General features: G+C 56.2%; 13 protein-coding genes. 7 read left to right on the plus strand and 6 right to left on the minus strand.

Going from position 1 to position 15,941, the window contains the following annotated elements:
• Window positions 1–219 precede the first annotated feature (219 nt).
• Window positions 220–2,853 (plus strand): phosphoenolpyruvate carboxylase, encoded by a 2,634-nt coding sequence (gene ppc, locus ACEQFP_RS15505; protein WP_005280601.1) that lies wholly within the window; start codon window positions 220–222, stop codon window positions 2,851–2,853.
• A gap of 202 nt (window positions 2,854–3,055) precedes the next feature.
• Here ppc and metF read toward each other — a convergent pair whose 3' ends face one another.
• Together metF and ACEQFP_RS15515 are read right to left on the minus strand one after the other, a co-directional pair.
• Window positions 3,056–3,946, minus strand: a complete 891-nt coding sequence (gene metF, locus ACEQFP_RS15510) for a methylenetetrahydrofolate reductase (RefSeq protein WP_370547109.1) — start codon at window positions 3,944–3,946, stop codon at window positions 3,056–3,058.
• A 218-nt stretch (window positions 3,947–4,164) separates the two neighbouring features.
• The gene (locus tag ACEQFP_RS15515) at window positions 4,165–4,752 is read right to left on the minus strand and encodes a TetR/AcrR family transcriptional regulator (RefSeq protein WP_005280593.1); all 588 of its coding nucleotides are present in this window, start codon (window positions 4,750–4,752) and stop codon (window positions 4,165–4,167) included.
• Window positions 4,753–4,917: 165 nt separating this feature from the next.
• On the opposite strand from ACEQFP_RS15515, the gene ACEQFP_RS15520 reads away from it, so the two are divergent.
• Together ACEQFP_RS15520 and ACEQFP_RS15525 are read left to right on the plus strand one after the other, a co-directional pair.
• Window positions 4,918–5,478 carry a carboxymuconolactone decarboxylase family protein gene (locus ACEQFP_RS15520; RefSeq protein ID WP_005280590.1) on the plus strand — a complete coding sequence of 187 codons (561 nt, stop codon included), beginning with the start codon at window positions 4,918–4,920 and terminating at the stop codon, window positions 5,476–5,478.
• 163 nt (window positions 5,479–5,641) lie between these two features.
• Window positions 5,642–6,877: an MFS transporter gene (locus tag ACEQFP_RS15525; protein WP_005297421.1), complete on the plus strand. Its 1,236-nt coding sequence runs from the start codon at window positions 5,642–5,644 to the stop codon at window positions 6,875–6,877.
• Between the two features lie 51 nt (window positions 6,878–6,928).
• Here the strand turns inward: ACEQFP_RS15525 and dtd are convergent, their stop codons facing one another.
• The 4 genes from dtd to typA all read right to left on the minus strand — a co-directional run bounded on the left by dtd (window position 6,929) and on the right by typA (window position 10,991).
• Complete coding sequence (dtd, locus tag ACEQFP_RS15530) at window positions 6,929–7,366, minus strand: D-aminoacyl-tRNA deacylase (protein WP_068870461.1); 438 nt, start codon at window positions 7,364–7,366, stop codon at window positions 6,929–6,931.
• Window positions 7,367–7,381: 15 nt separating this feature from the next.
• Window positions 7,382–8,260: a virulence factor BrkB family protein gene (locus tag ACEQFP_RS15535; protein WP_005280582.1), complete on the minus strand. Its 879-nt coding sequence runs from the start codon at window positions 8,258–8,260 to the stop codon at window positions 7,382–7,384.
• A 108-nt stretch (window positions 8,261–8,368) separates the two neighbouring features.
• Window positions 8,369–8,965: a glucose-1-phosphatase gene (gene yihX, locus ACEQFP_RS15540; protein ID WP_097364244.1), complete on the minus strand. Its 597-nt coding sequence runs from the start codon at window positions 8,963–8,965 to the stop codon at window positions 8,369–8,371.
• 205 nt (window positions 8,966–9,170) lie between these two features.
• Entirely contained in the window at window positions 9,171–10,991 is a 1,821-nt protein-coding gene (gene typA, locus ACEQFP_RS15545) for a ribosome-dependent GTPase TypA (RefSeq protein WP_005280575.1), read from the minus strand.
• 370 nt (window positions 10,992–11,361) lie between these two features.
• Between typA and glnA the strand changes: the two genes are divergently transcribed.
• The 4 genes from glnA to ACEQFP_RS15565 all read left to right on the plus strand — a co-directional run bounded on the left by glnA (window position 11,362) and on the right by ACEQFP_RS15565 (window position 15,761).
• The gene (glnA, locus tag ACEQFP_RS15550) at window positions 11,362–12,771 is read left to right on the plus strand and encodes a glutamate--ammonia ligase (RefSeq protein ID WP_005280572.1); all 1,410 of its coding nucleotides are present in this window, start codon (window positions 11,362–11,364) and stop codon (window positions 12,769–12,771) included.
• A gap of 228 nt (window positions 12,772–12,999) precedes the next feature.
• A complete protein-coding gene (gene glnL, locus ACEQFP_RS15555) occupies window positions 13,000–14,067 on the plus strand; it encodes a nitrogen regulation protein NR(II) (protein ID WP_005297417.1) in 1,068 nt (355 codons plus the stop codon).
• Window positions 14,068–14,103: 36 nt separating this feature from the next.
• Window positions 14,104–15,519: a nitrogen regulation protein NR(I) gene (gene glnG, locus ACEQFP_RS15560; RefSeq protein WP_035596731.1), complete on the plus strand. Its 1,416-nt coding sequence runs from the start codon at window positions 14,104–14,106 to the stop codon at window positions 15,517–15,519.
• A 119-nt stretch (window positions 15,520–15,638) separates the two neighbouring features.
• A complete protein-coding gene (locus ACEQFP_RS15565; protein WP_005280558.1) occupies window positions 15,639–15,761 on the plus strand; it encodes a YshB family small membrane protein in 123 nt (40 codons plus the stop codon).
• Window positions 15,762–15,941: the final 180 nt, after the last annotated feature.

Genomic DNA, 15,941 nt, shown 5'->3' on the forward strand with positions numbered 1-15,941 from the left:
CGTTAGCAAACGATGACGCGGCAACATTTGCAATGTAACTGTTATCAAATAGACCCATTCAGGTCATGCCGTAATTAAATTTCAGTTAACGCCGCTAAATTGTGTATTTTGGCAAGAAATTGTGTCAATTGACGCAGAAGACGGAACGTGGCTTTATAAAGAGACACTCTACAATTTCCGGGTGAAAGAAATTTACGTCTTGGGAGGGGCAGTGGTTCTATGAATGAGCAATATTCGGCGATGCGTGGCAATGTCAGCATGTTGGGCAAGCTGCTGGGCGATACTATCAAAGACGCACTGGGTGAACAGATCCTGGATCGCGTCGAAACCATCCGCAGGCTGTCCAAGTCGTCACGTGCTGGCAATGAAGCCAGCCGCCAGGCGTTGCTGAACACACTGCAAAACCTGTCTAACGATGAACTGTTGCCAGTGGCAAGGGCCTTTAGCCAGTTCCTCAATCTGGCTAACGTCGCGGAGCAATACCATCGTATCTCTCCCCATGGCGAGGCGGCCAGCAACCCCGATGCCCTCTCACAATTATTCACCCGGTTGAAGAAGAAGAACCTGGACGAGACTCAGATCCGCCAGGCCGTCGACAATCTCTCGATCGAGCTGGTCCTGACCGCGCATCCGACCGAGATCACCCGCCGGACACTGATCCATAAGCTGGTCGAGGTGAATACCTGCCTCAGTCAGTTGGACCATGACGATCTGGCCGACTACGAACGCAATCAGATCATGCGTCGCTTGCGCCAATTGGTCGCACAGTCTTGGCATACCGACGAAATTCGAAAGAATCGCCCCACGCCGATCGATGAAGCTAAATGGGGCTATGCCGTCGTCGAAAATAGCCTGTGGGAAGGTGTTCCCGCCTTTCTGCGCGAATTCAACGAACAATTAGAAAAAGCGCTCGGTTACCAGCTCCCCGTCGAGGCCGTACCCGTACGCTTCACCGCTTGGATGGGCGGCGACCGTGACGGTAACCCCAATGTCACTGCCGAGGTGACACGCCGTGCCCTGTTGCTCAGCCGTTGGAAAGCCGCCGAGCTATTCCTGCGCGACGTCCAGGTGTTGGTATCGGAACTCTCCATGACGGTCTGCACCCCGGAACTGCGCGTGCTGGCTGGCGAGGAGGCGCAAGAGCCTTATCGTGAGGTCTTAAAACGTCTGCGCCGTCAGTTGATCGATACGCAGACCTACCTCGATGCCCGCCTGCGCGGCGAGCATCCGCCACGCCCCAACGATCTACTGATCAGCAACGACCAATTGTGGCAACCGCTACATACCTGCTATCGCTCGCTTATGGCCTGCGGGATGGGGATCATCGCCAACGGGCAGCTGCTGGATACCCTACGCCGGGTTCATTGTTTCGGCGTCCCGCTGGTACGTATCGATATCCGCCAGGAGAGCACACGCCACACCGAGGCCATCGCCGAGCTGACGCGTTACTTAGGCCTAGGCGACTATGAAACCTGGTCCGAGGCAGACAAGCAGGCCTTCCTGCTGCGTGAACTGAACTCCAAACGTCCATTGGTGCCACGCCATTGGACACCGTCGCCAGAGACCAAGGAAGTCTTCGATACCTGTCAGGTCATCGCCGAGGCACCGGCTGGCGCCATCGCCGCCTACGTCATCTCCATGGCACGTACGCCTTCGGATGTCTTAGCGGTACACCTACTCCTGAAAGAAGCTGGCTGTCCCTTCAACCTACCGGTAGCGCCGCTGTTTGAAACGCTCGATGATCTGAACAATGCCGAGGCGGTGATGAGCCAACTGCTCAGCATCGACTGGTATCGCGGCTTCATCCAAGGCAAGCAGATGGTGATGATCGGTTACTCCGACTCCGCCAAGGATGCCGGGGTGATGGCCGCCTCCTGGGCTCAATACCGTGCGCAAGAGGCACTGGTGCGCGTCTGCGACCAGGCGGGGATCGCCCTGACCCTATTTCATGGTCGTGGCGGCTCTATCGGCCGTGGCGGCGCACCGGCACACGATGCCCTGCTCTCCCAACCGCCGGGCAGCCTGAAGGGGGGCCTGCGTGTCACCGAGCAAGGGGAGATGATCCGCTTTAAGCTCGGCTTACCCGAGATCGCGGTCAGTAGCCTGACGCTGTATACCAGCGCCATTCTGGAGGCTAACCTACTGCCGCCGCCAGCGCCGAAGCAGGCTTGGCGCGATATCATGGATGAGCTATCACAAACCTCCTGTGCGCTCTACCGCCGCTATGTGCGCGAGAACCCCGACTTCGTTCCCTATTTCCGCTCGGCCACACCGGAGCTGGAGCTGGGCAAACTCCCACTGGGCTCTCGCCCTGCCAAGCGCCGTCCTACCGGAGGGGTCGAGAGCCTGCGAGCCATCCCCTGGATCTTCGCCTGGACACAAAATCGCCTGATGCTACCAGCCTGGCTCGGTGCCGGCGCCGCATTGTCCGAGGCGATGGATCAGGGCAAGCGGGACACACTAGAGAACATGTACCGCGACTGGCCGTTCTTCACCACGCGTATCGATATGCTCGAGATGGTGTTCGCTAAATCCGATCTGTGGCTGGCGGAGTACTATGATCAACGCCTGGTCGATCCGGCCCTGTGGCCATTGGGGAACGATCTGCGCCAGCAGGTACAACGCGATATCCAGGCGGTACTGGCCATCGCCAACACCGACCATCTGATGGCCGATCTTCCTTGGGCCGCCGAATCTATCGCCCTACGTAACGTCTATACCGATCCACTCAACGTCTTGCAGGCCGAGCTGCTGCATCGCTCACGCCAACAAGAGACGCCGGACGCAAACGTCGAACAAGCGCTGATGGTTACCATCGCTGGCGTTGCCGCTGGGATGCGTAACACCGGCTAGTATGGGCCGAAGATTACGGCACGAAAAAGCCCGCTTAGGCGGGCTTTTGCTAACAACTGACCTGTCCTGAATAGCGTTATGAGCGACCACATCAGGCCCTGAAATATAAAACGCCCGATGATGTTCATCAGGCATTTTACAGACAAAAAACGGTCAACCGATATCAGGACTCGTCAAACACGTCGTACGGTTCTACCATCCTTTAGGCTTGCGGTCGTACCCCCAGGGTATGGCAGATAGCATAGCTCAGCTCCGCACGGTTTAAGGTGTAGAAATGGAAATCCTTCACCCCTTCACGGCAGAGTAGCTTAACCATATCCATGGCAATATTCGCCCCCACCAGCTTGCGTGTCTCCACATCATTCTCCAAGCCATCGAACATCGCCATCATCCATTGCGGTACTCGCACGTTGGTCAGTGCAGCGAAACGCTGAAGTTGCCCAAAGTTTGAAACCGGCAGGATCCCCGGCACAATCTCAGCCTCGATCCCCGCCGCCGCACAACGATCGCGAAAGCGTAGATAGCTTTCCACATCAAAGAAAAATTGGGTGATCGCTCGATTGGCTCCCGCATCAATCTTACGCTTAAGATTCAACAGATCGGCCTGGGCACTCTTCGCCTCCGGGTGAACCTCGGGATACGCGGCAACCGATATATCGAAGTCCGCCACCTCGCGCAATAACGCTACCAGATCGCTGGCATACATATCGGGGCGCCCCGCCCCCGCCGCCAAATCACCGCGTAACGCCACAATATGACGGATACCACTCTGCCAGTAATCTCGGGCGATGGCACGTAACGCCTCACGGCTGGCATCGACGCAAGTCAGATGGGGAGCAGCCTCTAGCCCAGTACGCTCCTTGATGCCCTTGATCACCGAATGAGTACGATCGCGCTCACCGGAATTTGCGCCATAGGTCACCGAGATAAACGCGGGCTTCAAGGTGCTGAGTCGATCGATGGATTGCCAGAGTGTCTGCTCCATCTCCGGCGTACGGGGGGGAAAAAACTCAAAGGAAACCTGGATCCTACCCTGCAACTCGGCCAGGCTCTGGTTTAGCGCATCATGCTGGCTTGCGTGAAAAAAACTCATCCCGATCATCCTTATGCTCGCTGCCCTGTGCGCTCCACCGCACGCCAAAATTAAACATCTATACGTTTAGACGTCTAAATAGAAGTTGCCGTAAGTCGATGGATTCGTCAACCGCAAAATGCATTTTACTCATGAAGAAATGACAAGGAGGGATGAGAGATATTCAAGCAGGCCCCGCCAATCGTGCCCTCGCAGGGGGCGAGAGCTGCGGGCGTTCATCAACTATCGCTGCGCGGCCAACGCTGCAACGTCTTAACACTCTCAGCCACCAGCCGCGCCAAGGCGGGCGAATCACCGAGTTGTGATGCCATGATACGAATACCGATCACCTCTTTCTGCAACCACTGCGCCAACTGTCGAGCCTGCGGCTCCGTCAGCACAGGAAGAAAGGCGCGATAAAACGCCGCTTCCATCGCCGCCAGGTGTAAGCGTACCTGTGAGGCGAGGCTATCATCCTGTTGCCCCTCTACCTCCAGCAGACTCTTCACTAAGAAACAGACAGCCGAGGGGATCGATGCAGGAGTGGGCTGGCCAAACTGCTGGAGAAAATCCACCGTGGCCGCAAACGGATCGCCATGAGCGATGAGTAATGCCTCATAGGCGGCGATCTGCTGCTGGGTATAACAGGCTAACGCGCGCGTAAACAGCACCTCTTTACTGCCAAACGAAGCGTAAATACTACCGGGGCGCATATTCAGTGCCCGCTCAATATCTTTCATCGATGTCGCAAAATAGCCTTGACGCCAGAACAGGATCACGGCCTGTTGCAGCGCCTCATCACGATCATGTTGTAGAGGTCGCGCCATATCACCGCCTAACCATCCGTTTTATTTTCTTCATTGTAGCGCACTTTTTTGAACGTTTATTCAAAAAACAAACTTGAATGATCGTTCAAAAATATCTAGAGTGAAATTTAACCACGAGGCTCCTCGCCCCAATGCGAGGCATCTCCCATCACACCAGGGAAACACATGATGCTGACATTTGAAAAATACGATGAGACCAACGCGCCACCCGAGAGTCGGGAGCTACTGCAGCAAAGTAAGCGCAACAATGGCGGCCTTCCCGCACTCCATGCCATCATGGCGGAGTCGCCACAACTGCTAGCCGGTTACCAGACGCTGCATCATCTTTTCCTCCACAGCAGCTTCGATGATGAAGAAAAAACCGTAGTCTGGCAGACCATTAATGTCGAACATCGCTGCCACTACTGTGTACCGGCACATACCCTGATCGCCAGAGCGATGAAAGTCGATGAGGCGATCAATGATGCTCTGCGCAATGAGACTCCGCTGCCTAACGCGCGTCTGGAGGCATTACGCACTTTCACCTTGGCCATGGTACGCCAACGGGGAGAAGTCGATGAGGCGACCCTCGAGGCTTTCCTTGCCGCCGGTTTTACGCGCCGCCACATCCTTGACGTCATCTTATGTCTGGCGCAAAAAGTGATGAGCAACTATACCAATCATGTGGCTCACACGGAGCTGGATGCCCGCCTACAATCCGTTGCCTGGCAAAAACGCACGGCCTAATACACCGCCCGCAGCGTTGATCCGCTGTGGGCGATCGCGCGCTAACGCACGAACGGCTGTTGCCAAGTACGCTCACTGACGGCAGAATAACCAGCCCTACCAGCCGCTATTTCACAGGCGATCCCGCTGGGTCTGACTGCTTTCCCTTTTAGCGACCAATACTATGCAACAAAACCGTTCTTCTCCTACGCGCCGCCTCGGCCGACGCGCGTTGCTCTTTCCACTCTGTCTGGTGTTATACGAGTTCGCGACTTATATCGGAAACGATATGATCCAACCCGGAATGCTTTCGGTAGTACAAACTTTCGGCGTCGATGACAGCTGGGTTCCCACCTCCATGACGGCTTACCTCGCTGGCGGCATGTTCTTGCAATGGCTACTCGGCCCACTCTCTGACCGTATCGGTCGGCGTCCGGTGATGCTGACCGGCACCCTCTATTTCGCTGTCACCTGTCTGGCCATCCTGTTCACCGACAGTATCGAACAATTTACACTGCTGCGTTTCCTGCAAGGGATCAGCCTGTGCTTCATCGGGGCCGTCGGCTATGCCGCCATCCAAGAGTCGTTCGAGGAGTCGGTATGTATCAAGATCACCGCCCTGATGGCCAACGTTGCCCTGATCGCGCCACTGCTCGGTCCATTGGCGGGCGCGGCTTGGGTACATGTCCTGCCCTGGGAAAGCATGTTTATCCTGTTCGCCGTCCTGGCGCTAATCGCCTTTATCGGACTGTATAAGGCCATGCCGGAAACGGCCACCCGCCGTGGGGAAAAACTGTCACTGCCCGCGCTAGGTCATGACTACGCATTGGTATTGAAGAATGGGCGTTTCCTCTGCGGTGCGCTGGCGTGTGGTTTTGCCAGCCTGCCACTACTGACCTGGATAGCGCAGTCACCGGTGATCATCATCAGTGGTGAAGGGCTAAGTAGTTATGACTACGGCCTGTTGCAGGTGCCGATCTTCGGCATGCTGATCCTGGGTAACTTTACGCTGGCTCGCCTGAGTGGGCGGCGCCCAGTACGCCGCTTGATTCAGCTAGGCGCCTGGCCGATGGTCGGCGGGCTGACCATCGCCGCCGTCGCGACGCTCTATAGCCCCCACGCCTATCTGTGGATGATGGCGGGGCTCAGCCTATACGCTTTCGGTATCGGCCTGGCCAACGCCGGTCTGTATCGCCTCACGCTCTTCTCCAGCGAGATGAGTAAGGGGACAGTCTCCGCCGCCATGGGGATGATCAGTATGTTGATCTACACATTGGGTATCGAGGTGGGAAAACACGCCTGGCTGCTCAGTGGTAACGGTGCCTTCAATCTGTTCAATCTGCTCAGCGGATTGCTATGGCTGTGGTTAGTCGTACGGATGCTACGCGACAAGCGAGTCGGTATCCAGACAGAGTCGTAACTCGGCCCCCTGTGTGGCGGCGTACTGCTCGACGCCGCACAGGGTGACTGGCTAGACCTGCAGCCAGAAGGTGACCGGCCCATCATTAAGCAGTTCTACCTGCATATCGGCGGCAAAACGCCCGGTCTCCGTAGCAACGCCACTGGCACGGCAGCACGCCGTAAAATAGTCATATAACCGCTCGGCCTCATCTGGCGCAGCGCCACGGGAAAAGCTGGGACGCATCCCCTTCTGGGTGTCGGCCGCAAGCGTAAACTGGGAGACGACCAAGACACTGCCGCCGGCCTGTTGCACGTTGAGATTCATCTTGTCATTCTCATCGCTAAAAATACGATATCCCAACACCTTATCAGACAAACGCTTCGCCTTTTGCTGATCGTCATCCTTCTCCACACCCAACAATACCAGCAGCCCCGCACCGATCTCGCCGACAATCTGCTGTTCCACCGTTACGCTGGCGCGGGTCACGCGCTGAATTAACGCAATCATTATTCCTCTGACTCCTTACTCATGATGGGATTTTAGCGTCTGCTGTAATCCTCTCGCTTGCTGACGATGGGTGCGAAAGTCGCCGATGGCCACGGTGATCTCTGCACCGAGCAGAACGATACACCAGCTCCAATATACCCAGACGAACAACATCGGGATCACCGCCAATACACCATAAATCAGCTGATATGATGGAAAGGCGGTGATATACAACGCAAAAGCCTTCTTCCCCAGCTCAAACAAACCGCCAGCCACCAGCGCACCTATCAGTGCATCACGCAGCGGCACCCGCTGTGTCGGGACGATGCAATACAATAACCAGAAGCTGACGCATGACAACAGCAACGGGAATAAACGTAGTAACTGATCGACGAGGGAGTAAACACGGCTATCGGCTAGCCAGCGTAGCGATAATAGGTAGGTGCTGATCCCCATGCTGGCACCGACGAGCAGCGGCCCCAGGGTAAGGATCATCCAATAGACCGCGAATGAATATACGATGGCGCGCTTACGTTCGCTGCGCCAGATATGGTTCAACGCCCCATCCACCGACGAGATCAGCAGCAGTGCGGTGACGATCAGACCGATAATACCCAGGGCGGTCATCTTACTCGAATTCGCAACAAACTGTTCCAGATAGGATTGCACCACATCGCCGGCCGCGGGTACGAAGTTGGTAAAGATAAAATGCTTCAACTGATCGGAAACACTGGCGAACATCGGAAAGGCGGTGAACAGGGAGAACACTACCGTCACCAGCGGTACCAATGAGAGTAACGAGACGTAGGCCAACGACCCCGCCACCATCGTCATACGATCTTCATCGACCCGCCGCCACAGTATCTGGGCGAAGCAGAACCCACCTTTCAGGTGTTTTAAGGAAAAGGGCGCCATAGCCACTCCTATCAGTCATTCCCGTCCGACACGGGTCAATCCTTCCTACCGTCACGGAGGAAGCCAGTCATTATGCCAAGAAACGGGCATGCCCTCTCCCAGAAGCCATTACGGCTCATGCGCAAAGTAGGCCGGGATAACCTGCCGGTCATCCACCTGAATGGCATGGATACCCAGCGCCTGCGCCGCCGCAATGTTATCGTGATTATCATCGAAGAATACCGTCTGCGCCGCCGTCGCTCGCTCCTGTTCGAGGACATAACGGTAAATCTCGGCCTCTGGTTTACGCATCCCCAAGTCCTGCGACAAATACATCCGATCGCAGGCGGCCGCGACTTGCGGGTAGTGCTTAGGCCAGAAGTGAGTATGCAGGCGATTGGTATTAGAGAGTACAACCACCCGCTCCCCCTGAGTGCGCAACCGCTGCATGATGGCGATCACCTCTGGACGGAGCGCGACAAAGATCGCCTGCCACCCCAACTCGAACTGGGCAAAACTCAGTGAGATCCCCATCTCTGCACACAGGCGTCGAGCGAAGGTTTCATCATCGATCTCGCCTCGCTCATGCTGGCGAAACGTCTCTCCCATCGTAAAACGCTTGCTCAGCGTCGCCAACGGCGCCCCGCTGTAGCGACTCCAGACCCCCAACACCCGCTGGAAGTCGATATCGACGATCACGTTACCCAAATCAAAGATATACAACATGTGCAGCTCCCGATTTCAGCTTATTGGCGTGAGAGTCTCCACTGTAGACGGAAAAACGGTGAGCGAACAGACAGAAAGGGAGAAAAGCAGAAAGGGATACGTAGAAGAAAAAACGCGCGTTCCCATTTTAGCGAGGTGGGATCCTCGCAACCATAAAAAAGGGCACCCACACGGTGCCCTTTTCTCAAACACTCAAACGAGACGATTAGTCACGCGGGCCACGGTTAGCGCGGCGACGATCGTTCTCGGTCAGGTGACGTTTACGCAGACGTACAGAATGCGGCGTCACTTCGACCAGTTCGTCATCATCGATGAATTCCAGCGCCTGCTCCAGGGTCATTTTGATCGGCGGAGACAGGGTGGTCGCCTCATCGGTACCGGAGGCACGCATGTTGGTCAGCTTCTTACCAGTCAGGCAGTTAACGGTCAGGTCGTTAGAGCGGCTGTGAATACCGATGATCTGGCCTTCATACACTTCCGCACCATGACCGAGGAACAGCTTACCGCGATCCTGCAGGCTATACAGCGCATAGGCGACAGCCTTGCCCTGGCCGTTAGAGATCAGCACACCGTTCTGACGCTGGCCGATTTCACCCGGACGGACGTCGTCGTAGTGACTGAAGGTAGAGTACAGCAGACCGGTACCGGAGGTCATGGTCATGAAGTCGGTACGGAAACCGATCAAGCCACGGCTCGGGATGATGTAATCCAGGCGAACACGACCCTTACCATCCGGGGACATGTCACGGATCTCACCCTTACGGATACCCAGTGCTTCCATCACAGAGCCCTGATGCTGCTCTTCGATGTCCAGAGTAACCTGCTCGAACGGCTCCTGCATGCGGCCATCGATCTCACGATAGATAACCTTCGGACGAGATACGGCCAGTTCATAGCCTTCACGACGCATGTTTTCGATCAGCACGGACAGATGCAGCTCACCACGACCAGAAACACGGAAGGCATCCGGGTCAGGCGTCTCTTCCACACGCAGTGCCACGTTGTGTACCAGTTCCTTCTGCAGACGCTCCAGGATCTGGCGGGAGGTCACGAACTTACCTTCTTTACCGCAGAACGGTGAGGTGTTAACGCAGAAGTACATGCTAACGGTCGGCTCATCGACAGTCAGCGCCGGCAACGCTTCGACGTTGTTCGGATCGCACAGCGTATCAGAGATGTTCAGATCGCCCAGACCGGTAACTGCAACGATGTCACCCGCTTCGGCCACATCGGTCTCGATGCGCTGCAGGCCCAGATGGCCCAGAACCTGGCCGATCTTACCGTTACGACGCTTACCTTCGCTGTCGACGATGGTGATCTGCTGGTTCGGCTTCACCTTACCGCGCTTGATGCGGCCGATGCCGATAACCCCAACATAGTTGTTGTAGTCCAGCTGGGAGATCTGCATCTGGAATGAACCGTCCAGGTCAACGTCCGGCGCGGCAACATGCTCGACGATAGCCTCAAACAGCGGAGTCATATCCTCGGCCATGTCGGCGTGATCCAGACCGGCGATCCCCTGCAGGGCAGACGCGTAGACGATCGGGAAGTCCAACTGCTCGTCGGTAGCACCCAGGTTAACGAACAGATCGAAGACCTGATCGACGACCCAATCCGGACGTGCGCCCGGGCGGTCAACCTTGTTGATGACCACGATCGGCTTCAACCCATTGGCGAACGCTTTCTGGGTAACGAAGCGAGTCTGCGGCATCGGGCCATCCATTGCGTCGACCAGCAGCAGAACCGAGTCAACCATAGACATCACACGCTCTACCTCGCCGCCGAAGTCGGCGTGCCCCGGGGTATCTACGATGTTGATGCGATAGCCATTCCAATTAATGGCGGTGTTTTTAGCGAGGATAGTAATCCCACGCTCTTTCTCCAAATCGTTGGAGTCCATTACGCGCTCAGTCGCGTCGTTACGTTCACCCAGGGTCCCGGATTGTTGCAACAGTTTGTCGACCAGGGTGGTTTTCCCATGGTCAACGTGCGCAATAATGGCGATGTTACGCAGATTTTCGATCACAGCTTTGCCTCAGGCATTAGAAATAGCGCGCTATTGTACACGTATTAAGCAAGGGACTAAACAGGATCACAAGCTTCTCGCAGAAACAATGCTGCGAATGGCGGTTTGTGATCCTATTCACGATGCTAAATGGCGCGGGAATAAACAGCTTGCACCAAGATTGTGCGCTTGCTGAAGTGTTTTGCACCGTTATGGAGCACTCAGCTCCATCGGTAGCGCCTGACACAATGTCAGAGTTAGGTAATTATGCGCCATCCGGGCAATTTGTAAAGTTGGCACGTTTCTAGCTAATACTATGTCACGATGGCTAAAACCACTTTCTATCATCCGTGATCCGTTGCACGGCGACCAAAGAAACCGGGAGTAGAGTATGTCCGCTGAACATATCTTAGCGATGCTGAATGAGCACGAAGTTAAATTTGTCGATCTGCGTTTTACCGACACCAAAGGTAAAGAGCAGCACGTCACTATTCCGGCTCATCAGGTAAACGCCGACTTCTTCGAAGAAGGTAAAATGTTTGACGGCTCCTCTATCGGTGGCTGGAAAGGCATCAATGAATCTGACATGGTGTTAATGCCGGATGCCACCACGGCGGTGCTCGACCCGTTCTACGAGGAGCCGACCCTGATCATCCGCTGCGATATCCTGGAGCCGGGAACCATGCAGGGTTATGATCGCGATCCTCGTTCCATCTCCAAGCGTGCCGAAGATTTCCTGCGCGCCTCTGGTATCGCCGACACCGTACTCTTCGGGCCGGAACCAGAATTTTTCCTGTTCGACGATATCCGCTTCGGTAGTAGCATCCGTGGCAGCCATGTCGCCATCGATGACATCGAGGGCGCCTGGAACTCCTCGACCAAATATGAAGGCGGTAACAAGGGCCATCGCCCCGCCGTCAAGGGCGGCTACTTCCCGGTTCCGCCGGTCGACTCCTCACAGGACATCCGTTCTACCATGTGTCTGACCATGGAAGAGATGGGTTTGGTCGTCGAGGCGCATCACCACGAGGTGGCGACTGCCGGGCAGAACGAAGTGGCTACTCGCTTCAACACCATGACCAAGAAAGCCGACGAAATCCAGATCTACAAGTATGTGGTACATAACGTCGCCCACGCCTTTGGTAAGACCGCTACCTTCATGCCAAAACCGATGTTTGGTGACAACGGTTCCGGTATGCACTGCCACATGTCCCTCTCCAAGAACGGCAGTAACCTGTTTGCCGGTGACAAATACGGCGGCCTGTCCGAGATGGCACTGTACTACATCGGTGGGGTGATCAAACACGCGAAGGCGATCAACGCGCTAGCGAACCCGACCACCAACTCCTATAAGCGTCTGGTGCCGGGCTATGAGGCACCGGTGATGCTGGCCTACTCTGCCCGCAACCGCTCCGCCTCCATTCGTATCCCGGTGGTGGCATCGCCGAAGGCTCGCCGCATCGAGGTGCGCTTCCCGGATCCGGCGGCTAACCCCTACCTGTGCTTCGCCGCACTGTTGATGGCCGGTCTCGACGGCATCATCAACAAAATCCACCCCGGCGACGCCATGGATAAAAACCTGTATGACCTGCCGCCGGAAGAGGCCAAAGAGATCCCGACCGTGGCCGGTTCGCTGGATGAGGCCCTAGCGGCTCTGGATAGCGATCGCGAGTTCCTGACGCGTGGCGGTGTCTTCACCGATGACGCCATCGATGCCTACATCGCATTGCGCCAGGAAGAGATGGATCGTGTACGCATGACGCCGCACCCGGTTGAGTTTGAACTGTACTACAGCGTATAAGCGACAGCGTGCCGTTGCCTGGCACTGCACCGGGCAACGGCCAGACACCCCATACAGTACGTCTCTGTTTTTGTTGCCGTGGAAACTTTCAGCCCATCTTCGGATGGGTTTTTTTCGCCATGCATCACAGACCGGTGAGGAAAAAAGCGTGCCGCCCACCCTCTCGGTAACAAAAGCATGCTACAGTGCAAAAATCATATTGCACCAAAATAGTGCAGGAGTATGCCCATGGCCGACCCGACCATCGCGCCTCAGCGCGAACAACCCGATGCCTGGCAGTTGCTGAATGCCTTGATGACCTGTGTATTAGTCTTGGATGATGCGTTGGTCATCCGCTATGCCAACCCGGCCGCCCAACAGTTACTGGCGCAAAGTCCACGTAAACTTTTCGGCACACCGCTACCGGATCTATTAAGCTACCTGTCGTTAGACATCGACATGATGCAGGCCAGCCTCCGTAGCGGACAGGGATTTACCGACAACGAAGTCATGTTGGTGGTCGACAGCCAGCCTCACGTCATGACGTTAACGGCCCAACCCCTACACGAAGGGTTGATGATGCTCGAACTGGCTACCTTAGACAGCCAACGCCGACTCAGCCAGGAGCAGTTACAGCACGCTCAGCAAGTCGCCGCACGCGATCTGGTACGTGGACTCGCTCATGAGATCAAGAACCCGCTCGGTGGCTTACGCGGCGCGGCCCAACTGCTGGCGCGAGCACTGCCCGACCCCGCGTTGACCGAATATACCCAGGTGATCATCGAGCAGGCCGACCGCCTACGTAACCTGGTCGATCGCCTCTTAGGGCCACAACGTCCAGGGCAACGCGTCACAGAGAATATCCATCAGGTGGTCGAACGCGTCTGCCAGTTAGTGTCCTTAGAATGTCCCGATAACGTGACCCTACTGCGCGACTACGATCCCAGTCTGCCGGAGCTTAATCACGATCCGGAGCAGATTGAACAGGTGCTGTTAAACATCACCCGTAATGCCCTGCAGGCACTAGGCGAGCGTGGTGGCACCATTACCCTACGGACACGGACGGCGCTTCAGATCACCCTGCACGGCGAACGCTATCGTCTGGCGGCGCGCATCGATATCGAAGACGACGGGCCCGGGATCCCCGCCCAACTACAAGACACGCTGTTTTACCCGATGGTCAGCGGTCGTAGCGGGGGAACCGGACTTGGCCTGTCAATTGCACGTAACCTGATCGATCAACATCAGGGCAAAATTGAATTTAACAGCTGGCCAGGCCATACCGAATTTTCGGTGTATTTGCCGATTCGCAAATAGCCTCCGCCCCTAACGCAACAGGTGGTCACCATGACAATGCAACCGGGTCTCGTCTGGATCGTCGACGATGACAGTGCCATCCGCTGGGTATTAGAACGCGCGCTGACGGGCGCCGGTCTCTGCTGCACCACATTCGACAACGGCCAGGCGGTACTGACGGCGCTCAGCAGTCAGACGCCGGACGTCCTACTGTCTGACATTCGTATGCCCGGTATGGATGGTCTGGCGCTGCTCCAACAGATCAAACAGCGCCATCCCCTGCTACCGGTCATCATTATGACCGCCCACTCCGATCTCGACGCCGCCGTCAGCGCCTATCAACAGGGTGCCTTCGATTATCTGCCCAAACCTTTCGATATCGATGAGGCCGTCGCCTTGGTCGAGCGCGCCATCAGCCACTATCAGGAACAACAACAACCCTCGCGCCAAACACCGGCGGGCGATCCTAGCACCGATATTATCGGTGAGGCTGCCGCGATGCAGGATGTATTTCGTATCATCGGTCGACTGTCTCGCTCCTCCATCAGTGTCTTGATCAACGGTGAGTCGGGAACCGGTAAGGAGTTAGTCGCTCACGCCCTACATCGCCATAGCCCTCGCGCCCAAGCCCCCTTTATCGCCTTGAATATGGCGGCTATCCCACGCGATCTGATCGAGTCTGAGTTATTCGGCCACGAGAAGGGAGCCTTCACCGGCGCCAACCAAATCCGTCAGGGACGCTTCGAACAGGCGGATGGTGGTACCCTGTTTCTCGATGAGATCGGCGACATGCCATTGGATGTCCAAACCCGCCTGCTGCGCGTGTTAGCCGATGGTCAGTTTTACCGTATTGGTGGCTATGCGCCGGTCAAGGTCGACGTACGCATCATCGCCGCCACCCACCAGCATCTGGAGGTGCGGGTCCAGGAGGGGAAGTTTCGCGAAGATCTGTTTCACCGCCTCAACGTCATCCGTATTCACCTGCCCCCACTACGCGAACGGCGTGAGGATATTCCCCGCCTGGCGCGCCACTTCCTCAAAGTCGCCGCGCGCGAGTTGGGCGTTGAAGCTAAGGTGTTGAGTCCCGAGGCCGAGGCGGCGTTAACACGCCTGCCCTGGCCTGGTAACGTGCGCCAACTGGAAAATACTTGCCGCTGGCTGACGGTCATGGCCGCCGGCCAAGAGGTGCTCGTCCAAGATCTCCCGAATGAGCGCCTTAGCGAACCCCATGACACGACATCCTGTCCATCGGATAGCCCTGCCAATTGGCCTCTATTACTACGCCAGTGGGCGCAGCAAGCCTTACAGAATGGACGGCAGGATCTGCTCGCTGAGGCGCTCCCAGAAATGGAACGTACCCTATTAACCTGTGCGCTACAGCACACCCAAGGGCACAAGCAAGAGGCGGCGCGATTGTTAGGCTGGGGACGAAATACGCTAACCCGTAAACTGAAAGAATTAGGCATGGAATAGTCAATGGCGTGCTGATTACTGAGTAAAAACGCCACGCGCCGCACAAAAAAACGCCAAGTACGATCTTTACACGTCCGGTGCGACGCGTATGATCGACGACATTTTCAGGGAGAATTATGATGATCGACTCACTGTATGCCATGCTCTCTCACGGTGCCGAACTCAGTTCGGCTGGTGGTCCCTCTTCACATGCCGCCGTTGCCGCCGTGTTATGCGCCGCGCTATTTCATCTCTTAGGCTAACCCTATACCTTCTTGTGGTGTAGCGGCATCCTGTCGTAACCGCTTACTACACCGCGCCTGCGCGAATATCTGCTAGGATAGCCAATACATGCCATAGGGTTATGTGCCTGATGGCACATAACCCTATGCAGTATTCTGTGAGAATAGAATAGGTGATTTTTCCATGCGTCCTCATACGGT

Source organism: Edwardsiella sp. A.80236 (assembly GCF_044540725.1).
Lineage (GTDB): Bacteria > Pseudomonadota > Gammaproteobacteria > Enterobacterales > Enterobacteriaceae > Edwardsiella > Edwardsiella tarda.